The sequence below is a fragment of the Neobacillus sp. Fa239 genome (assembly GCF_055395235.1).
The window spans coordinates 1724463-1749173 of the sequence record NZ_AP041611.1 but is presented as its reverse complement, the minus strand read 5'-3'; the positions used below and the strand labels follow the sequence as shown (position 1 = coordinate 1749173).

Annotated in this window: 25 protein-coding genes; 1 reads left to right on the top strand and 24 read right to left on the bottom strand. The window is 40.8% G+C overall.

The window, feature by feature from the left end; genetic code table 11:
* Positions 1-112: 112 nt before the first annotated feature.
* The 14 genes from ACZ5XR_RS08285 to ACZ5XR_RS08220 form a co-directional block, all read right to left on the bottom strand.
* Positions 113-1303: a macrolide family glycosyltransferase gene (locus ACZ5XR_RS08285; RefSeq protein WP_464501188.1), complete on the bottom strand. Its 1191-nt coding sequence runs from the start codon at positions 1301-1303 to the stop codon at positions 113-115.
* 344 nt (positions 1304-1647) lie between these two features.
* Positions 1648-2781 carry a glycerate kinase gene (locus ACZ5XR_RS08280; RefSeq protein WP_464501187.1) on the bottom strand — a complete coding sequence of 378 codons (1134 nt, stop codon included), beginning with the start codon at positions 2779-2781 and terminating at the stop codon, positions 1648-1650.
* A 219-nt stretch (positions 2782-3000) separates the two neighbouring features.
* Positions 3001-4236 carry an NO-inducible flavohemoprotein gene (gene hmpA, locus ACZ5XR_RS08275; protein ID WP_464501186.1) on the bottom strand — a complete coding sequence of 412 codons (1236 nt, stop codon included), beginning with the start codon at positions 4234-4236 and terminating at the stop codon, positions 3001-3003.
* Positions 4237-4692: 456 nt separating this feature from the next.
* The gene (gene mdh, locus ACZ5XR_RS08270) at positions 4693-5634 is read right to left on the bottom strand and encodes a malate dehydrogenase (protein WP_464501185.1); all 942 of its coding nucleotides are present in this window, start codon (positions 5632-5634) and stop codon (positions 4693-4695) included.
* 77 nt (positions 5635-5711) lie between these two features.
* A complete protein-coding gene (locus ACZ5XR_RS08265; protein WP_464501184.1) occupies positions 5712-5987 on the bottom strand; it encodes a BMC domain-containing protein in 276 nt (91 codons plus the stop codon).
* 14 nt (positions 5988-6001) lie between these two features.
* Positions 6002-6268 (bottom strand): EutN/CcmL family microcompartment protein, encoded by a 267-nt coding sequence (locus ACZ5XR_RS08260; protein WP_464501183.1) that lies wholly within the window; start codon positions 6266-6268, stop codon positions 6002-6004.
* Positions 6269-6279: 11 nt separating this feature from the next.
* Positions 6280-7143: a phosphate propanoyltransferase gene (gene pduL, locus ACZ5XR_RS08255; protein ID WP_464501182.1), complete on the bottom strand. Its 864-nt coding sequence runs from the start codon at positions 7141-7143 to the stop codon at positions 6280-6282.
* A gap of 46 nt (positions 7144-7189) precedes the next feature.
* Positions 7190-7513 (bottom strand): BMC domain-containing protein, encoded by a 324-nt coding sequence (locus ACZ5XR_RS08250; RefSeq protein WP_464501181.1) that lies wholly within the window; start codon positions 7511-7513, stop codon positions 7190-7192.
* A gap of 1 nt (position 7514) precedes the next feature.
* The gene (locus ACZ5XR_RS08245; RefSeq protein WP_464501180.1) at positions 7515-9059 is read right to left on the bottom strand and encodes an aldehyde dehydrogenase family protein; all 1545 of its coding nucleotides are present in this window, start codon (positions 9057-9059) and stop codon (positions 7515-7517) included.
* 27 nt (positions 9060-9086) lie between these two features.
* A complete protein-coding gene (locus ACZ5XR_RS08240) occupies positions 9087-9398 on the bottom strand; it encodes a BMC domain-containing protein (RefSeq protein ID WP_464501179.1) in 312 nt (103 codons plus the stop codon).
* Between the two features lie 96 nt (positions 9399-9494).
* Positions 9495-9785 carry a BMC domain-containing protein gene (locus ACZ5XR_RS08235; protein WP_464501178.1) on the bottom strand — a complete coding sequence of 97 codons (291 nt, stop codon included), beginning with the start codon at positions 9783-9785 and terminating at the stop codon, positions 9495-9497.
* A 40-nt stretch (positions 9786-9825) separates the two neighbouring features.
* Positions 9826-10182, bottom strand: coding sequence for a hypothetical protein (locus ACZ5XR_RS08230; RefSeq protein ID WP_464501177.1), 357 nt, complete (start codon positions 10180-10182; stop codon positions 9826-9828).
* 66 nt (positions 10183-10248) lie between these two features.
* A complete protein-coding gene (locus ACZ5XR_RS08225; RefSeq protein WP_464501176.1) occupies positions 10249-11265 on the bottom strand; it encodes a phosphotransferase enzyme family protein in 1017 nt (338 codons plus the stop codon).
* Between the two features lie 29 nt (positions 11266-11294).
* The gene (locus ACZ5XR_RS08220; protein WP_464501175.1) at positions 11295-12557 is read right to left on the bottom strand and encodes a class-III pyridoxal-phosphate-dependent aminotransferase; all 1263 of its coding nucleotides are present in this window, start codon (positions 12555-12557) and stop codon (positions 11295-11297) included.
* A gap of 199 nt (positions 12558-12756) precedes the next feature.
* Between ACZ5XR_RS08220 and ACZ5XR_RS08215 the strand changes: the two genes are divergently transcribed.
* Positions 12757-13584 carry an AraC family transcriptional regulator gene (locus ACZ5XR_RS08215; RefSeq protein WP_464501174.1) on the top strand — a complete coding sequence of 276 codons (828 nt, stop codon included), beginning with the start codon at positions 12757-12759 and terminating at the stop codon, positions 13582-13584.
* An 88-nt stretch (positions 13585-13672) separates the two neighbouring features.
* Here ACZ5XR_RS08215 and fabG read toward each other — a convergent pair whose 3' ends face one another.
* From fabG to ACZ5XR_RS08165, 10 genes are all read right to left on the bottom strand, one after another.
* Positions 13673-14446, bottom strand: coding sequence for a 3-oxoacyl-ACP reductase FabG (gene fabG, locus ACZ5XR_RS08210; protein WP_464501173.1), 774 nt, complete (start codon positions 14444-14446; stop codon positions 13673-13675).
* 42 nt (positions 14447-14488) lie between these two features.
* The gene (locus tag ACZ5XR_RS08205) at positions 14489-15925 is read right to left on the bottom strand and encodes an APC family permease (protein WP_464501172.1); all 1437 of its coding nucleotides are present in this window, start codon (positions 15923-15925) and stop codon (positions 14489-14491) included.
* A 590-nt stretch (positions 15926-16515) separates the two neighbouring features.
* On the bottom strand, positions 16516-17202 hold the full coding sequence (locus ACZ5XR_RS08200) for an ABC transporter ATP-binding protein (RefSeq protein ID WP_464501171.1): 687 nt from the start codon (positions 17200-17202) through the stop codon (positions 16516-16518).
* 1 nt (position 17203) lies between these two features.
* Complete coding sequence (locus ACZ5XR_RS08195) at positions 17204-17941, bottom strand: ABC transporter ATP-binding protein (protein WP_464501170.1); 738 nt, start codon at positions 17939-17941, stop codon at positions 17204-17206.
* Positions 17919-18929, bottom strand: a complete 1011-nt coding sequence (locus tag ACZ5XR_RS08190) for a branched-chain amino acid ABC transporter permease (protein WP_464501169.1) — start codon at positions 18927-18929, stop codon at positions 17919-17921. The genes ACZ5XR_RS08195 and ACZ5XR_RS08190 overlap by 23 nt, the downstream gene beginning before the upstream one ends.
* Positions 18929-19804 carry a branched-chain amino acid ABC transporter permease gene (locus tag ACZ5XR_RS08185; RefSeq protein WP_464501168.1) on the bottom strand — a complete coding sequence of 292 codons (876 nt, stop codon included), beginning with the start codon at positions 19802-19804 and terminating at the stop codon, positions 18929-18931. The genes ACZ5XR_RS08190 and ACZ5XR_RS08185 overlap by 1 nt, the downstream gene beginning before the upstream one ends.
* Positions 19805-19885: 81 nt before the next feature.
* On the bottom strand, positions 19886-21118 hold the full coding sequence (locus ACZ5XR_RS08180; protein WP_464501167.1) for an ABC transporter substrate-binding protein: 1233 nt from the start codon (positions 21116-21118) through the stop codon (positions 19886-19888).
* Positions 21119-21364: 246 nt separating this feature from the next.
* Positions 21365-22114, bottom strand: a complete 750-nt coding sequence (locus ACZ5XR_RS08175; RefSeq protein ID WP_464501166.1) for an SDR family NAD(P)-dependent oxidoreductase — start codon at positions 22112-22114, stop codon at positions 21365-21367.
* Between the two features lie 55 nt (positions 22115-22169).
* A complete protein-coding gene (locus ACZ5XR_RS08170) occupies positions 22170-23339 on the bottom strand; it encodes a M20/M25/M40 family metallo-hydrolase (protein WP_464501165.1) in 1170 nt (389 codons plus the stop codon).
* A 96-nt stretch (positions 23340-23435) separates the two neighbouring features.
* The gene (locus ACZ5XR_RS08165; RefSeq protein ID WP_464501164.1) at positions 23436-24623 is read right to left on the bottom strand and encodes a M24 family metallopeptidase; all 1188 of its coding nucleotides are present in this window, start codon (positions 24621-24623) and stop codon (positions 23436-23438) included.
* Between the last annotated feature and the right edge of the window lie 88 nt (positions 24624-24711).

Below are 24711 nucleotides of genomic sequence, written 5' to 3'. Positions count from 1 at the left end.
TAATTTCATTATAAACTTATAATTCCTATCTGTAAAGTATGAATTAAAATTAAAACAGGGGTCAGTCCCCCGCCAAATTAAAGCGTTAATTCGACGGGGGACTGACCCCGTTTTATATATTATATTGACATTTAAATGTAAAAATCTCATCCACAGCTTGCTGATACCCACCTGATTTTTGATAGGATTCCTGTATTTTTGCAATAGCTTGATGGACGGATGGGTCGTTTAATACTTGATCTGCGGCTTCACGCAGTTTATTGGCAGTTAAGTTTTGCATTTGTAATTGAATACCGGCTCCGATATTGGCCACCTGTCTGGCAATGATTGGCTGATCCGCGTTTTGTGGAATGACAATAAGCGGAACCCCGTTATAAAGACCTTCTTGGGTACTGTTCATTCCACCATGAGTAATAAATAACTTCGTGTATTTCAGCAGCTCCGTTTGTGGAACATAATTTTTCACAATGAAGTTTTCGGGTATATCCCCCAAATCAATCAGTTGAGTTTGTTTTCCAATCGACATGACCATCGTTTGATCGCTATTTCCAAATGCTTCGAAACAAAGCTTATAAAAATCAACAGCACGATTAAAAACGGTCCCGAGCGAAATGTAAATAGGATTTTTTCCTTTGATATCTTCAAGATCAAAATGATCCTGCTCGAAACGTGAAGCAATCGATGGACCTACAAATTTGTATGAATGATCGAATGCTTCTTTAAAAGGTTGAAACTCCTTGGTTGTATATACGATTGTAAGTGGTGCTGGATTACAAAAAACTTCGTAAGGAGAATGAATCTCTACATCATATTTTTCCTTCACCACTTCCGTCAGACGGTGAAATTCATCGTATATTTCTGCAGGAATGTTTTTAGAAAGCTGTTCCAATGTTTTTTCAAATGATGCTTGTGTCTGCGCAAAAGAAGTACAAGAATTAATGGCCGGAAGTTTAAGAATTTGGGCAAGTAAATTTCCACAACCAAACATGGAATCGTAGATGATATAATCAAAATGTTCTCCTTCGATCTGCTCCAATACACTTGGTATCACGATATCTGCAGTTCGTAAAAGACCGTTGACTCTTTCGAGTAAATAATTTCTTCCACCTGAGAGAAAGGCTTGTATAAATTTTTGACCGTCAATTGTCCTAACCGTAGCTCCTGCCTTCTCAATGCGGTCGCGAAAAGCTTCGATCGTAAAGTACACGACCTCTTCTCCACGCGAAATAAGCTCTTGCACAACTCCTATCGTTGGATTGATATGTCCTTCTGACCCGCCGTTAATAAATAAAACACGTGCCATTCTCACCACTCCTCATTTTTCCTGCAATTTTTTCTATTAAAGAGCTGAAAAAATAAAAGAAAATTGTTAGGAAAACTTTACTGTTTCCTAATTATAGCCCATTTAGACATTCCGATGAAACGGGATATATTGACCATCCTAATAATAATGCTAAATTCATACTTTAAATATTCTAAAGAATGGATTGTTTATATTTTTACTATTCTTTTTAAAAATAAAAATGGATAACCAAATAAACATTTGGTAATCCATTTTATCTTTATTTTTTATAAACGGTTTTTCTCTCATTAACCTATGGGTTATTCTTTAAGAATTTATTAATATCGTTAATTCCTTGACAATTTTTAAAGACATATCTTTATTAAGCGCATGATTTGCTCTACCCGGTCTTGAACCCAAATAGCTGCATGATCCATCGCTTGCTCAAGGCTGCATGGCTTGGGCACGATGGAAAAACCTGCTTTCAAGCCAATCTGATCCATCTGTTCGCTCGATAGTTCCATTCCTCCACATAAAGCAATAACAGGAATTTGATATAGACATGCTTTTCCGCAAACACCGGCAATGACCTTGCCTGATAGGGTTTGATTGTCCAGTTTCCCTTCACCGGTAATGATTAGATCGGCTTGCTGAATATGAGTGTCAAAATCGATTGCTTCCATTACAATCTCGATTCCAGGCTTAAATTCAGCTTGCAGGAATGACATCAACGCTGCACCCATTCCGCCAGCTGCACCGCTACCTGGAAGGTCCCGCACATCGACACCCGATTGATGAAAGAAAATCTCCCCGAATCGGGAGAGCCCTTTGTCCAAGCATTCAACCATTTCCCTTGTGGCTCCTTTTTGCGGCCCAAAAACTGCTGATGCCCCGTTCGGCCCGCATAATGGATTGATAACGTCACTGGCAATGGTAAAATGGGACTCTCTTAACCTTGGATCCATATCGGATATATCGATAAGTGAAAGTTCTTCCAATGATGCACCGCCTTCGGGGAGCAATGTCCCTTCATGATTGTAAAACTTAGCACCAAATGCTTTTAACATACCAGTACCGCCATCGTTCGTGGCGCTGCCACCCAGTCCAATGATAAAGCGGCGATATCCTGAGTCCAGAGCCTGGCGAATTAACTCTCCTGTACCATAACTGGTTGTAATGAGAGGATTTCTTTCATTTTCCTTAAGTAAAGGAAGACCGGATGCTTGTGCCATTTCAATGACAACCGTAAGACCGTCACCCAAAACTCCATAACAAGCCTTGATTGGCCTCCCAAGAGGATCTCTTACCCCGAATTCGTATGTTTTTCCATTTGTTGCATAAACCATATTCTCTAATGTGCCCTCACCGCCGTCAGCCAAAGGCAGCTCAATGACGTCAACTGATGGATCGACGGAAAGAATCCCATTTCGTATGGAACGGCACAAATCACGGGCCGAAATGGACCCTTTAAACGAATCTGGCGCCACTACGATTTTCATTCCTTCCACCCCCGTATGTTAAGTTTCTCTATGTAAAACTTCCTCAGGTCAATCATAATATGTGTAAAAATAATTGTAAAATCAGATAATTCGAGTTTGGTGCTATAAATTCGAAACTATCTATTTCTCCACAAAAAACACTCACAAATTTAACACATTTGTGAGTGTTTTTTCGTTTTAACTATCTATTCGTGGATAAAGCTACCCAGTCATTTTTGATTAAACCTGCACTAATAGTCTTTCCTTTTCAAAGCTATCCTTTGGTCCGAAGAATTCAAAATGGATTCTATCTTCTTCTACACCCAATTCTTTTAATGAATGGTAGATGGCTTTCATGAATGGAGTGGGACCACAGAAATAGAAGTCTGCATCTTGAATTTCCACGTTGTCCTTCAGCCACTTTTTAGATACATATCCTTCAAAGTCAAAGCTGTCATTTTGGCGGTCATCATCTGTTGGTGCATCGTAAAATACAAAAGAATTTACGTTTTCCTTTTCCGCAATCATATCTACTTCATCTCTAAAAGCATGCACGCTGCCATTTTGAGCTGCATGAATAAAGGTAACTTTTCTTTCAGGCTGTACTTCAACAACAGTTTTTAACATACTTAACATTGGAGTAAGACCAACACCGCCACTTAATAGGACTACTGGCGTTTTCTTATCTAAATTAACGATAAAATCTCCCGCGGGGGCACTTACTTTTAGAACGTCCTCTTCATTTACAAAATCATGAAGGTAATTGGATACCTTGCCATCAGGATTCTGTGTCCCGGCTTCACGTTTCACACTAATGCGATAATAATCCTTACCCGGGGCATCAGAAAGGCTATATTGACGAATATGGGTGAATGTTTCGCCTTGGATCTCCAGTTTAATGCTAATATATTGTCCCGGTTGGAAAGGTGCAATTTCTTTTTGATCTACAGGTTTTAAATAAAATGAAGTGATAACATCGCTTTCGATCACTTTGTGGTCAACCATAAATTCGCGGAATCCATCCCAGCCTCCTTTCTGGTTGGCGGCTTCATTGTATAATTCCGCTTCAATACTAATGAAAGCATCTGCAATGACTCCATACGCCTCCTTCCAAGCATCAAGTACTTCATCAGTTGCTGCATCTCCCAGTACATCCTTAATAGCCAATAATAGGAATTTCCCAACAATCGGATAATGCTCTGGTTTAATCCCAAGACTTCGGTGTTTTTGGGCAATTTGATTAACAACGGGAAGGATAACAGATAAGTCATCGATGTGTTTGGCAGCTTCATAAACAGCGCTTGAAAGAGCCCTTTGCTGCCTGCCTTGTTTTTGATTTGCATGATTAAAGATATTGAGGAGTTCAGGATGGGCTCCAAACATTAATTGATAAAAGCGGGTTGTAATTTTTTCACCATTTTGTTCCAATACCGGAACAGTTGATTTCACAATTTGTATTCTTTTTTGATCAAGCAAAATAAACACTCTCCTTTTTTGTTGCAAGTTGTATCTTTTAACATAAATGTTATTATAAGAAATCCATTACGGAGAATTTGTGATTTAAATCACACTTTGAAAAAATTCGGTCCTTTGGATTATGAGGTCTTATGAGTCATATGGAGGAGTAGTTGGTAGAATCTCCTTACCAGACTTAAACTTGAGTTTTAAGTGAAGGAGATTGAATGTAAAGATAGGTAATAAGGACCAGTGCGCCATTGATAACGTAACATTTTGATAATCGTCTAAGATCGCACAATGAAGCTTCATACCACCCCCTGCTGTCTCGTATTATTTTTCTCCTTTCAATTCTAGCAGAATCCTGCAAGTTTTTACGATCCCTCCTTGCCAACTATCCAATATTATTCAAAACAAAAAAGCTGCCAATACTATTAGCAACTTTTGAAATAAGATCAATTAACATAAGGAAAAAAATCAAGTCGCTACAAATGGTAAAATAGCTTGAACTGATTTCGCAGATCTATCAAGTGCCTCTTTTTCATCCAAAGCCAAAGGAAGCTCTATTACACTATGAATTCCGTTTCCGCCAATGATTGTCGGAACTCCTAAACATAAATCTTTATAGCCATACTCCCCCTGCAAGTAAGCAATTGCCGGAAGGATACGCTTTTTGTCACGGATGATGGCTTCTGCCATGATGACAAGAGAGGAGGACGGGGCATAATAAGCACTCCCATTTCCTAGTAAAGAAACAATCTCGCCCCCGCCGTTCCTTGTTCGTTCTACAATTTTGTCTAGGCGCTCTTTTGGAATCAGTTTTTCAAGCGGAATTCCTCCCGCATAAGAAAAACGAATTAACGGGACCATTTCGTCCCCATGGCCGCCCAGGACAAATCCGGAGATATCCTCAACCGAAATATCCAACTCTTTTGCTACAAAAGTATTAAATCTTCCTGTATCAAGAACACCTGACTGACCAATCACCCGGTTCCTTGGAAAATTTGTTGCCTTATAGCAAACATAGGTCATCGCATCTACCGGATTGCTTAAGACAAGAATAAAACTATTTGGCGCATATTTTGCGATTTTAAGAGAAATGGAGTGAATGATGCCCGCATTGGTTGAGACGAGATCCGCCCGGCTCATGCCCGGTTTTCGTGGAATGCCGGCAGTAATAATGATAAGATCCGCATTTTCGATATCGGCATAATCCGAAGTCCCTTTAACCTTTGCATTGAAACGCAAAACTGGCCCAGCTTCGAGAATATCAAGCGCTTTTCCTTTTACTGGCTGTTCCTGTTCAGGTATATCCACTAGAACGATATCCCCCAGTTCTTTTTGCGCAAGCATTAACGCAGTTGTTGCGCCCGTATGGCCAGCCCCGATGACAGCAATTTTTGGGCGTTTAAAAACCATGTTTCTCCTCCTTCCATTCTTATTTCGTACATTAGGCAAAACCTTTTTGAGGATTCGCCCCATTTATTTCCTTTCGTTTACTTGGACTCTTTCATGATTCCATAGATTTCACTATCGATCCTTGGGATGACATGTGCAGCCCGGAGACCACCCACTCTAGCCGCAGCCTCTTTCCCCACTTGAACAGCAGCCTGTACCGCACCAACATCACCTTCAACCAAAATCGAAACAAGGGCACCATCTACTTTTTCCTGTTTAACTAGCCTTACATTGGCCGCTTTCAACATGGCATCTGCGGCCTCAATCGAGGCGATTAACCCGAAGGTTTCAATCATTCCGATTGCTTTAGCCATTCCATTCACCTTCTTTATCGAATTTCTGTCTGATCTACAATTCCGATAATCGCTGCATCAAGGGGAGAAGCACATTCCGGCATAATCGCCCGCGCTGGGCTGCCTTCTGCAAATATGATCTGATCCCCCATGCCGGCACCGATTCGATCTGCCGCAATAATCGGGGTTTGAATGAAAGACCCATCCGGTTTAATCGGTTGCACCACCAGGAGTTTTAAGCCGGTCAGGCCATCCTCCTTCCTCGTTGCCCATATATTTCCAATCACAATTCCGAGTCGCATGCCATCCCACCTTAAGAATCAATAATCACAATTTTCTTTCCGGTATCGCGGGCTGTATCCCTTGCTAATGGGGTAACAATACTCATTTTTTTAATATAAATGGTTTTAGATGTATATCTTTGGACTTCATGATGGGTAAGTATTTTCCCATTAAAAACCTGATGATTCGATCGTCCCTCCGGCAAATCCTTTATCTTGGGGGAATCCTGGATCATCTGTGGTTGCTTCTGGCGATTCATGATCCTCCCGGGCTGGCCTGTTTGGATCAATCCGGCATTGGCTTCATCCGTATCAATATGCATTTCCGTGATATACGAAGGGGATACCCGGACTAAAACCCGCTCAAAGGTAATGGGACGGAAAGTATCCACTCGCACCGTTACATAACCGCCATCTTCAACTCCAAACTTTTTCGCATCTTGAGGGTTTGTATGAATATGCGCTTGGGCAATGATAAGCCCATCCTGTAAATAAAGGCTTCCATTCGGCCCTATGATGGTCACCGGACTGGAGCCATTTAGGTGACCGGATTGCCGGACTGGCGGGTCAAGTCCAAGTTTCATCGCATCGGTTATACTGACTTCGACCTGCGTTTGTTTTCTAACCGGGCCAAGGACACGAACGCGTTCAATCGTACCTTTTGGACCCGCGATCATAACCCTTTCTTCAGCCGCAAACTGATTGGGCTGTGAAAGCTGTTTTTTTATCCTTAATTGATAAGAGGCTCCAAACAATACAGCCAGATCTTTTTCTGATAAATGCACATGGCGTGCTGAAACAGCAATTGGGATCAGGTGCTGTTCCAAAGTTGGCTGTTTTTCATTCAACTGGTGAAGAACCTCTTCAACGATGGATTGAAGCATGGGATGTTCCATCTTGTTTTCACCTCACTTTTGGCAAACCACAAATAGTGTAGATTTCCTATCGTATTGCCGATAAATCCGGTTCACTTTCTGATGGGACAGCCTTAGGAATTTGCGGCAAAATAGTCTCCAGCTCATTATGAGGTCTTGGAATTACATGGACGGACAAAATTTCACCTACCCGGTTGGCCGCAACTGCCCCGGCATCCGTCGCTGCTTTTACGGCACCTACATCGCCGCGAACCAGCACGGTCACGATTCCACCACCTACATGAACTTTTCCAACAAGATTCACACTTGCCGCCTTCACCATTGCATCCGCTGCTTCAATCGATGCTACCAAACCCTTCGTTTCAATCATTCCTAATGCTTCTTGACCCATTTTATCTTCCTCCTTGATCATTATGGATTTGCCCTACTATTTGAACGACAATTCGGGCAATATCAGCGGTCTGATAATTTCCATTTAAGCCCATTTCCTGCATTACTTTTTCAACAATCCAATTTTGTTTTACTGACTCTTGATTTCGTGCTGATCTTTGGTCCTGTTCTCCTTTTTTAGGAATTGACACTTCTTTAATTCCTTGAGCCATTCTTTTTATGTTGATTAAATGCCTGGCTGTAATATTGTCTGAAGTGATATTGCCTCCGAACGATCCACAGCCCAATGTAAAGGATGGGTCAAAGCCTGTTGTGCCTCCCACTGCTCCCATGGTTGAAAGCGTGTTGACGAAAATTCTTGATACTGGCATGTCCAGAGAAAATTCCTTCGCTACACGCTCATTTTCCGTGTGAATCGAAAGGCTGTGGCCTCTTCCGCCCAAATCGAGCAGCTGACCGCAGATTCTTTTTGCATCGGCAGTATGGTCGGCCTGATAAAGAGCAAAGATCGGCGATAGCTTTTCTAAAGAGAAAGGGGCTTGCTTGCCAATCTCCGTTTCTTCTGCAACAAAAAGCCGAATGTTTTCATCAATGGAGATTCCTGCAAGCTCGGCAATGGTCGCAGGGCTTTTTCCGACAATCGCAGGATTTACCTTTCCTGGTACAGGAGAAATGACCTTTTCCATTTTTTTCTTTTCTTCCGGATTTAAAAAATAGGCCCCGTTCTGTTTCAACTCACGAATCACATCAGAGGCAATTTCCCGGTCCACAACAATCGACTGTTCCGTCGCACAGATGGTTCCGTAATCAAAGGTCTTGCTATCGACAATCATGGATACCGCTTTTTTTATTTTTGCTGTTTTTTCAATATAAACGGGCACATTTCCCGGTCCGACGCCATAAGCCGGTTTCCCGGAACTGTATGCGGCTTTAACAAGTCCGCCTCCGCCGGTAGCAAGGATTAAATTAACATCTTTATCCTTCATTAGCGCCTGTGTTGCTTCCATGGAAGCAAAGGATAGCCAGCCAATTAACCCTTTCGGCGCACCTGCCTCCATTGCAGCTTTTTCACATATTTTTAACGCTTCAGTTGTACATTTCACGGCATACGGGTGTGGGCTGGCCACAATGGCATTCCGTGTTTTTAAGGAAATCAACGTTTTAAAAATAGCCGTTGAGGTTGGATTGGTTGTCGGGATAATCGCAGCCACCACACCGAATGGAGCGGCGATTTCCACCATTCCCTTGGCCGTGTCCTTCCGAATGATGCCAACCGTCTTCTCATCTTTGATCGATTCATATACGGCTTTAGAGGCCACATCATTTTTCATCTTTTTATGCTCAATCACGCCCATGCCCGTTTCCTTCACAGCAAGCTCAGCTAATTCATACGAGTGTGCATAGGCTGCATCTGCGACCGTCTTAACAATCCGATCAACCTGTTCCTGTGAATACGACATATACTTAGCTTGAGCCTGTTTGGCATTTCGAACGACTTCTCTCATTTCCTGAAGCGCAAGTAAATCTTGGTCGACTACTGCATACATGCCATCACTACCTTATAGATTGATAGATTATGATTGAACTAACAGGGATACCCAGCGGGAATTTTCCTCTTTTTGAAAAAACTGATTTGTTTCCAAGTCCGGATTTGGCATGACTCCGGATGTTAGAAGGGTGCCGGCTTTTTTGGCGATCATGGCTCCCACTTCAATGGCTGTCGTTACAGAGCTCAAATCGCCGCAAATCATTAGTGTGACAAGTGCAACATCCCTCGTCTCATGTTTAATAATTGTGATATCTGCCGCTTTTAGCATCGCATCTGCCGCTTGAATGGAAATGGCCACACCAATCGTTTCGAGCAATCCAATCGCACCGTACAACATTATTCCCTCATCTCAAAAGATTTCTTTATTCAAGGTAGTGGCAGATATATGTGTCCCTACAAGCCGAAACTCCCTCTTTCAATTAGAAATCTTTCATTATTTCCCCGTAACGGGTAAAATAATTTCCAATTCATTGTGTGGACGTGGAATGACATGTGTGGATAGAAGCTGCCCGACACGTTCTGCAGCAGCCGTTCCCGATTCTACTGCCGCTTTCACGGCTCCCACATCTCCTGTTACCATAACGGTGACAATTCCGCCACCGACGTGCACTTTTCCGATTAAATTAACATTTGCTGCTTTCACCATTGCATCCGATGCCTCTAACGCAGCCACCAGTCCCTTAGTTTCAATCAACCCTAATGCTCCATCAATGATTCTGGCCATGTTCATTCCTCCATTTTGTCTATTTCATTGCCATACTTTTTTAATAAAAAGTTGAATATAACTTAACTTGTTCTTCTTTGCCTGTTCCATTTTCCACTGCTCTTTTCCGAATAGTGGCAGCTACCTCTTCCCATTTTTTCAACTCTGATGCCTCCAGTGATCTAATGGCTGAAGGCTTGTTGGACGAAACAGTTTCATCGTTAGCACCAATCAAGCTCGAGGAAATGGTCTTCCACAATTTTATTTCTTCATTCGTAAGTGGGTTGGGTTTGGCAGCGTACGGCTGATGTTCATGTCCCCAATTCTTTTCATTTTTATTAAGGGGAAAAGCTTCAGCATGCTCTTCCAGTTTTAAGAGAACGAGTTTCGTGATTTCTTCAATGATCGTTTGATTCATGCTCTGTTCTGCCCTCCATTCAACAAAACTTCTCAGCTCTGTATGATTTTTCAAAAATTAATGCGCTTACAAATGAAATCTTTCTAAATAGCGAATGGCTAATTCGTCCGTTTGCTCGGTGTATTTACTTCCGAGTTCTTGGCTGGTAGGGTTATCATGACTGCCGATCCAAGCGATCAGCATTAATCTCCTCATTAAGATAAAGGTTGGGATCTCATCCTCTTCCTGTTTCGAAAGCGGGCGAACCTTACGATATCCTTTCATCCATGCATGAATAAGGTCAGGCACAATCGGCTTGTGTTCTATAAAACTTAAAGAAGTGGCCAGATCAAACATGTACCAGCTAAAGCCACAGTCATCAAAATCAATCACTTTGATGACCTTATCTTCAATAATTAAATTGGGGAGACGCAAGTCAGCGTGAATTAATCCAAAGCGGTCATTGGCTTTTCCATATTGATCTAACCGGTGTTTGATCACTTCCGTTACCTTTTGGAATAACTCCAGTCTTTCCGGGGTCATTCCTTTCCCATCCTGCCATCTGCCCCAGATAGGATCATCCCCTATGACGTTTTCGTAAGCCCAGGACCAGCGATTGATTTTTTGAGGCGGTTTCCAATTGATGCTGTGATTGTGGAGATGTGCGGTAATTACACCAAGGTTTTCAAATTGTGCGATTAACTCCGATTCATTTTCCTCACTTGGCGATTCCCCTACTAAAAAAGCAAATAACGTACAATAAAATGGGGATGGTTCATCGTTCAAATAAACTTCCTGAACATCCTCCCAATTTGAACCGGGGTAAGGTAGGGCAACAACAATGGGGCTATCCCTATTGATTGATTTTAACCATAATAATTCGCTTTCAATTTCTTCTTTTGTGTGATAACCAGGCCGATTGACTCGTAAAATATATTTCTCATTGTTTGCAAAATTTCTCACTAGATAAGTAGCATTCTCTGAGTAATTTAAGAGTTCGATGTTTGCACTGGTTAATTTGGAATACATTCCGAGTGCTTTTTTTGCCACTTCATGAAAAATCGTTAATACACCTGCATAGGATGGTTCATTTGCTACTCCCATAGTTTTTCCCCCCTAATCCAGTTTTTCAATTAATATCCCAGTTTTCTTGCTGCCTGCTTAATGCCAAGCTCACATCGTTCCAGCAGTTCGTCACAATAATCCTTGTCGCAAAGAAGACCTGGTTTGAACTGCAATACGCGATTATCAAGCATGGAGTAGATGGCCCATACACCATTTTCATAAAGTGAACTCATCACATGCTTGGCACCCTGCGGGTGATCGAATTCGAGACCCATCACAACACCCAATTGACGAATTCCGACGAAGAAGTCTGAATGGCGCTGTTTGATCTTCTCCAATTCATATCGTAAGTAGCGGGAAACAAAGTTCACATTTTGAACAACTTCTTCTCTTTGTGAAATTTCCAATACTTTCATTGCTACCAAACATCCCAGTTCAGAACCTCCAAAGGTGGAAATATGCGCCATCCCATCCTCATTCATCCACTGGCCAGCCCTCTTGCTTACGACGGTTGCTGCAATTGGATAGATACCCCCGCTAAAGCCTTTTGACGTAACCAAGATATCGGGTTCGACATCATAATGCTCGATTCCCCAAAGTTTTCCAGTTCGCATAAGACCAGTCTGAACTTCATCCGCCACATAGAGTGTTCCATATTTCTCACACAAACGCTTCACCGACGCGAGATACCCGGTTTCAGGAAGAGGGAAACCGTATGTTGCCGGAATGGTTTCGATAATGACACAGGCAACGTCTTCGTTTCTTAAGGCAGCTTCCATCGCATGTAAATCATTGAAAGGGACATGAATAAACTCTGAAGGGTTCCCTTCGCTTAAAAACGGCTTTGAATACCGCTCATTTCCCAGTGATACGGCTAATCCGGTATGGCCGTGATACCCGTTGATGATCGAGACAAATTTCTTTCTCTTCGTCGCATATCTGGCGCATTTTAAAGCGACATCAATGGCTTCACTCCCGCCGCAAGATAGAATGGAGTAATGAAGGCTTTTGGGAGTAGCCTTTCCAAGTGCTTTCGCAAGCTGCGCCCGGGTGATGGATGGAAAATGATGGTTTCCAATATCAAATTCTTCTAATGCATTCTTTAGAGTTGAAATAATTTCAGGATTCCGGTGTCCTAAGTTGTATGTACCCCCATTCAAATGGACATCCATCAACCGGTTCCCATTCATATCGTAAAAATAATAGCCCTCTCGTTTTCCAATAACCAAGTCAACGCCATCCTGTTGCCATTGTTTTGTTTTTCCAGGATTCCACCATTCAATAGATTGTTGAAGCACTTGTTCTTTTGATATTTCTTTAGTCAAATTCAAACTGTATTCCCTCCCTGTCCTATGACTATTTTTCTACTTGATAGGCTTACTATAACATCAAAAAAAGCATAGTTATTGTAAAAATCGGAACATTCAGAATAATATTCTTTGATTTAAGTCTATTAATTTGTATAATAAATTCATGGATTCAACGATTCTTAATTAGTCTTAGAGCAGTCTACTGAGGAGGGTATAAAGTTTGAATATATTTAGCCAGCCAAAAACAGTTTCTTATTTTCCATCACAACCTGAAATTGAAAAAAACTCTGACTATTATTTGGAGCAAAAGCCAACAAGTTTTTTATGTAAAAGAAATATTTCGGTATTTTACCAATTTAAGATAAAACAAAACGGGGCAAAGTTCGCTTCTATCATCCCGGACGGAGCGTTCGATCTCTTGTTTTGTTGCCACCCAAGCGGGCCGGAAGTTTATTTATGGACAACCCCGTCCAAAAGAATGAGAATCCAGGAAGGCTTTCGAGAGGATTGTGACTATTTTGGGGTCCGTTTTTATCCTGAACAACAACTTTATTACTTTCACTACAACATGAAAGAATTACTGGATCAGAAAATTCCCCTTAATGATGTCATCAAGATGGACCCCACATTTGCCGATCTAATTGCCGAGGCCCAAAGCTTTGAGGAAAGAATTCATTTATTTGAAAAGCTAATGGAAAAACGTCAGGCAGAGAAATCTTCCAGTCACCTCATCATCGAATATTCCATTCAAAAGATTTACTCCACTAAAGGACAAATAAAAATTGAGATGTTATCAGACGATATCGGCTATACAGATCGCTATTTAAGAAAAAAGTTCGAAGAACAAATCGGAGTCTCCCCGAAACAATTTAGCATGATTGTTAGATTCCAAAATGCCTTAAAAATTATCCTTAAAGATTATCATTATGATTTGTCAAAAATACTTTTTGAACAAGGCTACCATGATCAGTCGCATTTTATTCATTCATTCAAAAATTTTACCAACCTATCACCTGAAAGATTTCGGGAGATCTTTTATAACTCTTGATCTATTTAAAATAGGGATATTATCTGATAACAGGAAAACCCTCACCTTTTAAAAAGGGAGGGTTTCTTTTCTTCAATCATATTATCATTTAGGCTAAAGCATCTAAACTTTCCGGTATAATTTGACCGCCATCCACGACAATCGTTTGAGCCGTAATATAGTTGGCTTCTTTGGAGGCCAAAAAGAGCGCAGCATAAGCAATGTCTTCCACTTTGCCAATTCGTTTCATTGGAACGGTGGCCGCCATGCTGTTGATATAATCATCCCCTAATTCTACTAATCCCTCGGTTAAAATATTCCCTGGCATCACCGCATTAATCGTAATATTGTACGGAGCCAGCTCCAATGCCGCGCTTCTCATAAAGCCAAGCTGTGCCGCTTTGCTTGCTCCATAGTGTGACCAGCCAGCGTACCCGGTAACCGGTCCCGTAATCGAAGATGTCAGGATAATACGGCCAAATTCAGCTTCTTTTAAAAAAGGAAGGCAAGCCTGAATGGCAAATAAGGCTCCTCTGGCATTCGTATTCATAACCAGATCCCATTCATTGATACTCATATCTTCAATGGAGGAGTTTGGAAATACCCCTGCATTGGAGCAAAGGACATCTACTCCTCCAAATGAAAAAGCTACGTCTTGAGCCATTTTTTTCATGGATTCAAGGTTTGAAACATCACCTGCAAATGCTTTTGCAATCCCCCCGTTTTTCCGAATTTCTTCTGCGCTGCTCTCAGCAGTGTCTATATTCCTGGCAACAACGGCCACATTTGCTCCTTTCTTTGCAAAAACTTCGGCAATTCCTTTCCCAATCCCTTTACTGGCCCCTGTGACGATCACTGTTTTCCCTTTTAATGGTGTCAACATTGAATGCTCTCCTCCTGATTAATGGATTAATAAGATTTCATTCTATAATTCTAATTGTGGCGGAAGTTTGCGGAATCCTTTCGTTTTAATGGCCAAGTAGACGAGGCCAATGACAAGCCATGAGGTGCCAATGATTTGTGCCAATCGATCCATACTAATCCAAACATACAAGATGATTAGGAATCCAATGATCGGCAATACAAAATAGCGGAGATGGCCAATTCCAGTTGGCTTCCAATTTGGGACACTTCCAAGTTTTAAGGAAGATTCCCCTTTTTTCTTCACATAGTACAGCCAAACGACTGAAAAATTTAAGGCAGCGAATCCGAATAATGCACCATAGTTTACTAGATTTGAAAGTGTTGCCATGTTTGAGCTGAGGCCTAAGATAAACTCGATAGAGACAATAATAACAATGCTCCAATGAGGTGTTTTCCATCTTTTGTTCACTTTGGCAAATACACTTTTTGGCAGCAGACTGTCCCTTCCCATTCCAAATAGGAGTCGTGCCCCTGCCGCTGTAGCCACAAGATTAAAGACAGCTAATTCCGTTAAATACCCTGCAGTAAAAAAGATTCCGAAGCCTTGTCCCCCTGTCATTTTTGAAACTTGGAATAATACGGTATTCACCCATGTTTCATTATTCATATGAGATTTCCAATCAGGAATAACAAGCATCCCAAAATATCCGCAAGCAAACATCGTTAAAGTTCCGATCCCAATGCACCAATAGATCGCTTTTGGAATATCCCTCTTAGGTCTCTTCGTTTCTTCTGCCAAGGTGGTAATCGCATCAAAGCCAAGAAAACTAAAAACAGCTAGAGATGTTCCCGCAGCTAACGTGGAAAAACTGGTGAAATGGAAGGGTTCAGTACTAAATAAAGTTCCTGTTCCCATTCCACCATGAACGGCATGAGCCCAGACAATGATGGCGAGCCAAACGACAAATTCACCAATCACGAGAAGCCATAATCCCAATTTGGATATTAATTCAACACCGAATAGATTTAATAACCCTGTTCCTACAGAGAAAACCGCTAATAGAACCCAATAAGGGATTCCCGGAAAATATTGTTGAGCAAAATAGGCCGAACTAGAGGCAGTTACTGTAGGGATCAATATGTAATCCAAGGTTAATACCCACCCGGCTATAAATCCCAAATGTGGATTCCATCCTCTTCCAACATAGCTGTAAATAGATCCTGCAAGTGGGAAATTCCGGACCATTACAGAGTAGCTAAAGGCAGTGAATAGCATGGCAACTCCAGCCAGCAAATAGGGAAGTGCTACCGTACCGCCAGAGGTTTGCAGCAAAAATCCAAAAATAATGGCTGGAGCAATCGGTACCATATAATTTAATCCGAATGCCGTTAGCTGCCAAACGTTCATCGTTCGATCCAACTCTTGCGCATAACCAAATTTTGAAATATCAGTAGGCACATTCGCTGGAATTTTTAATTCTCTTTCTTCAACAGACATTTGTTTTACCTCCCTTTTATCATATCCCGACAGAAGACTCTCACCTTAAGGAAGCAGGAGTGCCTAGTAAGTAAGAAAGTGAGAGGTGAAAACTTTCTACGATTCATTTTTTGAAAGAAGTCGATCGAATTGCTTGACAAAAATCTGTTGAAAATTTAGCAGATGCTTATAAACGATAGTATAAATAGCAAAATAAAAAACTTCACTTGTGATGTAAGCGTTTTCTAAAATTTGAAGAGTTGCCGGAGCTATCGTTGGTGAATGGTGACAGGATTTTTAATGCTAGTGCCTCATTTTCATTTGTTCTTTAAAAATTTTTTCAACTCAATCTAACAAGACCTCCCTCCGTTTTTTTCAAACTAGATAGAAAAAGTATAACATCATTAAAATAATGTTTATTGTAAAAATCGGAACCTTCTGAATATTATAAAATAATTTTCCTCTAGCTTTTAAAATGGTTATATTAAAAAAGAAGTTTTTGACTATTTATTTCGCTCTTCGAATCATTAATATAATGAAAATCAAAAAAGCCAATTTCCAATCCGTATTGGAAATTGACTTTTTTAGTTTAAAATTTGCTTTATTAAAAATCACAATCCTAAATAGGCATTTTTAATTCGATCATCGTGTAATAATGTCCGTGCATCTCCATCCAAAACAATTCTACCATTCTCTAATACATAGGCCCGATCTGCTATTCCTAATGAATAATGGATGTTTTGTTCGACTAAAATAACGGTACATCCTGAGGCATTGATCTGTTTTATTAAATCTAGCAATTGGTGAACCATGACGGGTGCTAATCCTAGTGAAGGCTCATCCAGCATAATAATGGAAGGATTAGCCATTAAACCTCTCGCTATTGCACACATCTGAGCTTGACCTCCGCTAAGTGTACTCGCCTGTTGGTTAGACTTTTCCTTTAATATTGGTAAGAGATCATACACATACTCTAGGTTTTTAGTAAACAATTGACTTGCTTTCTTTGAATAGGCCCCCATTTCTAAATTCTCATAAACGGTCATTTCAGGGAATAAATGCCTGCCTTCTGGAACTAACGTTAACCCTAAATCTACTCTTTTGAAAGAAGGAATTTGTTGAATGTCTTTCCCGTTTAACTTTATTGTTCCATTATATTTTGATAAAACACCGGAAATAGCGGAAAGAAGAGTTGTCTTTCCTGCCGCATTTGCCCCAACGATGGCAATAATTTCACCTTTTTTCACATTTAAGTTGATATCGTACAATATCTGCACGTCTCCGTAAAATGCGTTCAAATTAGAAACTTCCAACAACGTCGATCTCATCCTTTCCTAAATAAGCCTCAATCACTTCAGAATCTGAACTCACTTCTATTGGTGTTCCCTCTTTAATTTTCACGCCGTGATGCAGTACCACAATTCGGTTAGCCAATGTCATAATGGCTTTCATAATGTGCTCAATCATGAGGATGGAAATATGATTCTGGTTAATTTTTTGTAAGATTTCAATCATTTCATTGACCTCGTTTGGACGAAGTCCTCCCATTACCTCATCAAGCAATAGCAGTTTCGGCCCTGCAGCTAATGCCCTGGCAAGTTCTAACTTCTTACGATCAGAAATGGTCAAGTGACGGGCAAGCATGTCCTTAATATGATAAATCCCCAAGAACTCTAGAGTCGTAGAAGCCATTTCATGTGCACGCTTAGGATTACTCGATTTATTGAATGCACCTACCATGACATTCTCGATCACTGTCATATCACCAAACGGTTTTACAACTTGAAACGTTCTTGTGATCCCATTTTTTGCAATCTCATGTGGTTTGAGACGGGTTATATCTTTTCCCTCAAATACGACTGATCCTTGGTCAGCATTTATAAAGCCTGTAACACAGTTGAATAAAGTGGTTTTGCCAGCTCCATTTGCACCAATCAGACCCGTTATTTCATTTTCAGCGACATTAAATGTGATATTATGTAACACATGGTTTCCGCCAAAACTCTTACTTACATTATTTACCTTCAGAATACTCAACCATTTCACCCCTTGTTAAGGTTTTTCTTGCCCTTAACCTATTTCGAATCAATGATTCTATTTTTTTGCTTAATCCTTCAGGCATAAATAACACTATGATAATTAAGGTAATTCCATAGATCACACCATATAGGCCATGGAGAGAGGTTAGCCATCCTTGAAGCAATATACTTAGCGGGATAAGTAAAAGAGCACCAAGGAAAGGTCCAACAACCGTACCCATTCCGCCAATGATACAAACAAGTGCCACTTGAACAGATGTATTAATAGAAAAGACGACATTTGGATCAGTATACAGATAATATTGATTGTACAAGCCGCCACCTATTCCGGAAAGAAACGCACTTAAAAATAATGCTAAAACCTTTAATCGCACAGTATTCACACCAAGAGCTTCAGCTGCATTCTCATCTTCTCTTAAAGCTACTAAATAAAATCCAAACTTCGATTTTTTTATATAGGAAGAGATGATAAATAATAGGATCGCGTATACAAACATGAGAAGTGTGTAGTCTACTTTAGAGGTCCATGCCATATTCCAAAACCCCGGTTGAAAAGGTGTGGATAAACCGGAGGATCCACCTGTCACATCTTTGAGGGAAATAGAAAGTATGCGAATGACCTCTGCAAAAGCCATCGAGGCTAGAGCAAAAAACGGGCCATTTAGTCGTAATGTCGCCATGCCAATGATCACAGCAAACAGGCCAGAACATAATCCGCCAAGTAAAATTCCTAACCAGGGCGAAATCCCAAAATCTACAAATAATAAACTTGTGGTGTAAGCACCAATACCGATAAAAGCGGCATGACCAATGGATAATTGCCCTGTTAAACCACTTGAAATATTCCAAGCGCTTGCAAGTCCTGCCCATAGAAGGGTTAATGTCAGAATGTCCCTATAATAGCTATCATTAACAATGAAAACGAGTAACAAGACGATTAACCATGCTATGTTCATCGGCTTTCGTATATTTAACAGGCTTCCCACTATACCAACCTCCTTGTTTGGGAATTAAAGATACCCGTAGGTTTAAGAATCAATATAAGAATGAAAATTAAGAAATAGGCTGCCTGCTGCGCTTCGGATCCGACATAAAAGCCTGTCAAACTTTCCGTCAAACCAATAATCAACCCACCGATAACGGCGCCAGGCAAACTGCCTAATCCCCCTAGGACTACACAAACAAAAGCCTGATTCACAAATTGCAGACCGACAGTAGGATAGGTGGGGTACATCGGACTCAAGATTGCACTTGCAACCCCTACTAGTGCAATTCCGCAACTGAAGGTAATCATATAAATTCTTGATACATTGATTCCCATTATTTGTGCGGCAAATGAACTTTGAGAGGTAGCACGTATAGCCTTTCCTACTTTCGTGCTCTTAAGGATCCAGTAAAAGATAGCAGAGACACAAGTAGCAATGATAAAAGCAACTAACAAAGGTGTACTAATTGTAAGAGTGCTAAACTTCACAGCATCATGACTATACCCCGTATTTACATTTCTAAAATCCGCTCCCCATAACATTAACGCACCATTTTGCAGTACCAATGAAAGCCCCATGGTTGCGAAGATCTGAGTAGAGTGGGAGGCATTGATAACTTTCTTCATCACGAATTGGTATATTAACAATCCGAGGATAAACATAATAGGGGCACCTACTAATATGGAAAGATACGGGTCCATCCCATACGAGGAAAAAAAATAGTACGTGATATACATCCCAATCATCATAAAATCACCATGGGCAAAATTCACCATTTTCATAACTCCAAAGATCAGAGTCAGTCCCACGCTCACTAATCCATATAATCCGCCCAAGAGCAACCCTGATATTGTAACTTGAAAAAAGTCAGACACTATATGATCCCTCCCTGTTATCAACTGGTATTATTTTTGCCGTTACCATGACCATGATAACGGCAAAAATGATGTGGATATTTACTTTTTCATCAAACTAAGAGGTTTTGAGGCGAACTTTTCCGGCCAAACAATAGACATTTTTCCATTCTCCCATTGGTCTGCGATAGGGGAAGCACCCGTATTCTGACCTTTTGAATCATATTTTGCAGGCCAACCTACAATGGTCTGAGGGATATCGATGGAATGTGCTGCTTCTATAATTTTATTTGGGTCATCACTTCCCGCTTTTGGCAATACATCATGAAGGAGGTTATAGGTAGCTGCAAAAGTAAGTTCGGCTGCTAACGGGATGGTATCCGAACCGTATTTCTTTTTATACATGGAACGGAACTCATTGTCTAACTTTTGTGTAGCAGAATTTAGCTTGTCCACTGGAATGTTATAAGCAGAATCGATGGAAATAACTCCATTCGCACTCTCTCCTACAGCCTTAGCAAACTGGGGATCACTATAGCCTGATCCTGTCCCAACTAAAAACTTAACATTTAGACCCTGTTGCTTAGCCTGATTCCAAAATAATGTAGCATCATTGATGTAGCTGCTCGCAATAATAATGTCAGGCTGCTTTGATTTTAGTCTTAAAACCATCCCAGTCAAATCACTAGCTGTACTGCTGTATGTTTCATGAGCGACAATATTTACATTCTTTACCTTAGCTTCATTCAATGCTCCTGTGGCGATGGAAGAACCATAGCTAGAATCTTCATTTACGATCGCCACTTTAAGCGACGATAAGTCAGTCCCAAGTTTAGCAGCTAAGTTTTCTGCTATTAAATCGATTGCAACTTTCCCGCGAAACTCTCCCTGATCAGCAAACCTGAATAAATATTTATAACCTCGATTAGTAATCTTGTTGTCGATTCCAGTAGTTTCCCAGAAAACGACTTGATTACGCTCAGCAACTGCACTCGCTTGTAATGAATTATTACTGGAGATAGACCCAGTCAGAATCTTTACCTTTTCTTGGGAAATCAATCGATTTGCTTCTGTTGCAGCAGTTGAAGGATCACTAGCATCCGCATTCACAAATTCAATAGGAGCTCCATTCACCCCGCCATTGTTATTTACAATTTCTCTGGCAAGCTCAGCCCCATGGAGTGCTTCAGTTCCAAATAAAGCCAATGGACCGCTTGTCGGATAAAGGGTTCCTACCTTAATGGAAGATTTCTGACCACCCGAAGACTGATTACTACAACCTATTAAAGTCGCTGCCATTACACCTGTTAACAAGATAAGATTGATCTTTTTCAATTTACTCATCTCCTTATTGGGAATATATTAAAATTTGTTTTTAAGACTTTGACGTTTCCTTCAATTGATTTAAATGCAATATTCATACCAACCTAAAAATCTACTGAATATTGCATTAAATCAGATAGATTATAAATTTCAGAATATTCAAGTGACAAATAATTTATTGCAAAGTTACAACATCATGTTTCAATTTTCAACACTCCGTAAAACTTGAGGCTTTAAAGCTCTCTCAATCTACAAAACTCAGGAAGATAGCGATGCCAATACACTCATTCCACCACAAACATATAACACTTGTCCTGTGGTAAACCAATTTTCATCGTCTGCAAAATATTCCACAGCTTTCGTAACCTGCCTCGGAGTACCCACTTTTCCCATAGGCTGGCTCCTCATCCGAAACCCTACTTCTTCCTCCGTACTCTGTCTGTGAAGCGGAGTATCAATCATACCTGGCGCAACGCAATTTACTGTAATTCCCATTCTTGCCGTTTCTAAAGCAAGCGACCTTGTTAGGCTTACGATTCCGCCCTTTGAAGCCGCATAATTACACTGGGCTGTACCACCTAACCACCCTCTGGAAGAAATATTGATGATTCTGCCAAATCCCTTTTCCTTCATAATTTTTATTGCTTCTTTACTGCATAAAAAGTACGACTTAAGGTTTACCCTTATTATTTCATCCCAATCCTCGTCCTCCATATCTGTAATAGGCATATTTCTCATTGTGCCTGCATTATTTACAAGGATATCTATAGTCCCGTACTTTTTAAGCACAGTTTTAAATAAACTGTCACAGTCGCTGCTGTTTGAAACATCAGCCTTAACAAATATTGCCTCTCCGCCATCTGCCTTTATAGCATGAACAATCTGGTTTCCTCTTTCTTCATTTCTTCCCACCACAACGACTCTGCAGCCATTTGCCGCAAATTTAACGGCAATATCCTCACCGATCCCAGATGTACTGCCCGTAATAACTGCAACCTTATTTTTCATGAGGCGTCCCTCCAACATCCAATTTTCCAACAGGAAAGTATAGTCCAAATCTTCATTAACCTCTTAAAACTTCAAGCACCATTCGTGCCACAAAAGCACTTCTAATGGCAATATGGTCTGTATTTATATATTCCTTGCCCGGCTGATGTACAAAATCTCCGCTCATTCCCATGCCATCAAGCGTCGGGCATCCAACAGATGCGGTAAAGTTGCCATCGCTCCCTCCTCTAATAATAATGCCTCTCATATCCATACCGAATTCTTGTCCAACCTCTTTTGCCTTTTCATATAGGGCCTTGTGTATAGGGTCTTTTTCATCAAAAGGTGGTTTTTCTATGCCACCCTTTGTTGTAATTTTCACCTTAGGATTAAATGGCTCAAGATTTTTAAACAGCTTATCGTATTCTACTGCCAACTCTGCTGAGGAAAACCTTGCATCGATTGTCAGCTCTCCGTCACCAGGAACTGTGGGCCAGCCTGCATTGCCACTTTGTAGGCAAGTACAGGCAACCGCCACACCCTTATTTAGGTCTGTAAGGCTTTCTAAATAAAGAGCCTGCTGTGCCAGTTCCTTTAAACCACTGTCTGCATTTTCTGGCTCCTGACCGGAATGGGCAGGTTTTCCCTCTGCCACAAAGGTATAATTTCCCCTGCCAAAACGTCCTATTTTTAAACCGCCCACATAGTCGCCTCTTGTACTTTCCATAACAAAGGCAGCCTTGCTCTTTTGTGCCAGCTCCTTATAATGCATAAAGGATGAATAGCTTCCAGCTTCTTCATCAGAGCTTAAGAAAAATACGATTTTTTTGTTTTCTGGCAGCAGATTAAGCTCCTTAAGTGCTTTAGCCACAAGGTATACTTGAACATCTCCGCCCTTCATATCAAGAACACCAGGGCCCCATACCTTTGTGCCCTCCTGTTTCCACAGATCACCAAAAGTCCCCTTTGAATAAACCGTATCGTAGTGTCCCACAAAAAGAACCTGCTCATCACCATTCCCTAATTCCATCAGCAAGTGGTCACCGTAGCGGCTGTCTTTGCTAGGGACAACACTGCACTTAAACCCTAAATCAGCAAAGATTTTTGCAAAATAATCTCTGCATTTTTTAAGGTCTTCTTTATCCCCCTCTGTGGGTGTTTCTAACAGCACCGCTTCATTTAGCACCGCTAAAAACTCATCGGTGTGTTCTTCCAAATAATCTAAAAGCATTTTTGCCTCTGTCATAAAACTCTCCCCTTTCTTATTTCCGTATTGTCAACACCCAATATCAAAATAGATAATGAAATTTCGAACATTGAAAATTTTTGACATCAACTTTATTTATTTAAGTAAAAGTCTGTTTTCGTACTCGGTCTTGGTAAGAAGTTCAAATCCATCTTCTGTAATAGCTACCATATCCTCAATACGGACACCCCCAACACCTGGGAGATGCACAGATGGCTCAATGCAAAATACCATTCCAGGTTCAATAATCCATGGTTTTTCACCCTTGGCCGAAGCTTCTCCTATGATAGGTGCCTCCTGAAGGCAAAGACCAGTAGCGTGTCCGGTAACTCCAAAATACCAATATTTTTCATAACCAGCCTCACGGAGAACATCTCTTGACGCTTTGTCTATATCAGAAGTCAAGGCTCCCGGTCTGCAAGCTTCGAGTGCTGCCATTGTCGCATCATAAACTGCTGTATATACTTTTTTCTGCTCATTGTTTATCGGATTTCCTGCCATAACCGTACGACAATAATCACTGTGATATCCATTGTAACAACATCCAACATCCATAAGCACAAAGTCGCCGTTTCTGATAATTCTCTCCGTTGGGAAACGCACGAGAGTTATGGCATTTTCGCCGGAATTTACTTGTGTAGGGTGAGTGTGTCCTCCTTCCGAGCCCCGCAGAACCATTTCATTATGAATCATAGCTGAAACTTCTATTTCCGTTAGACCCGGACGCATGTTTTCAATCGCAACCTGTGTTCCCGCTTCAGCAATAGCGCATGCCTTTTTAATAAGATATATTTCTTCCGCGCTTTTTACTGCTTTAGCTTTTGCGAACGTCTTGCGCGCGTCCACAAAAACATAATCTGAAAAAGTTTCTTGGAATACCTGAAAGAGCTGGAACCCCATTTCATCAATGCCAATTTTAGCTCCCTTTTTTAGGTCAAGCTCTTTGAAAACCTCTTTAAATTGGGCGACACTAAGCATAGGATCCATCGGAAGAGGTTTTACTCTTCTTTCTAGCCATGGCATATAGGTCATAGCCCTGTCATAATCTCCGCTTGCCACCAAGGCCCAAGGGCTATCTCCAACTGCTTTTACAGCTGCATACCTAAAATAATAAAAAACATTTGGACTGTTCGGGCGAAAGCTTGTCAAATAGCGCACATTATCCACTCTCATTGTTATAATGCAGTCAAGCCCGTCTTTTTTCATTTGCTCATCGATTCTATTAAGCCTGTAATTTCTCATTTTCTCCATGTTTATAGGCTGTTCAAAATCAAACTCTGCCATATTATTTCTCTCCTTTTTACTGAGCAATCCCGCTTCATATATAATTCTTACATTCTTCCAATATCAGATTCTTTCATATAGTGCCTTT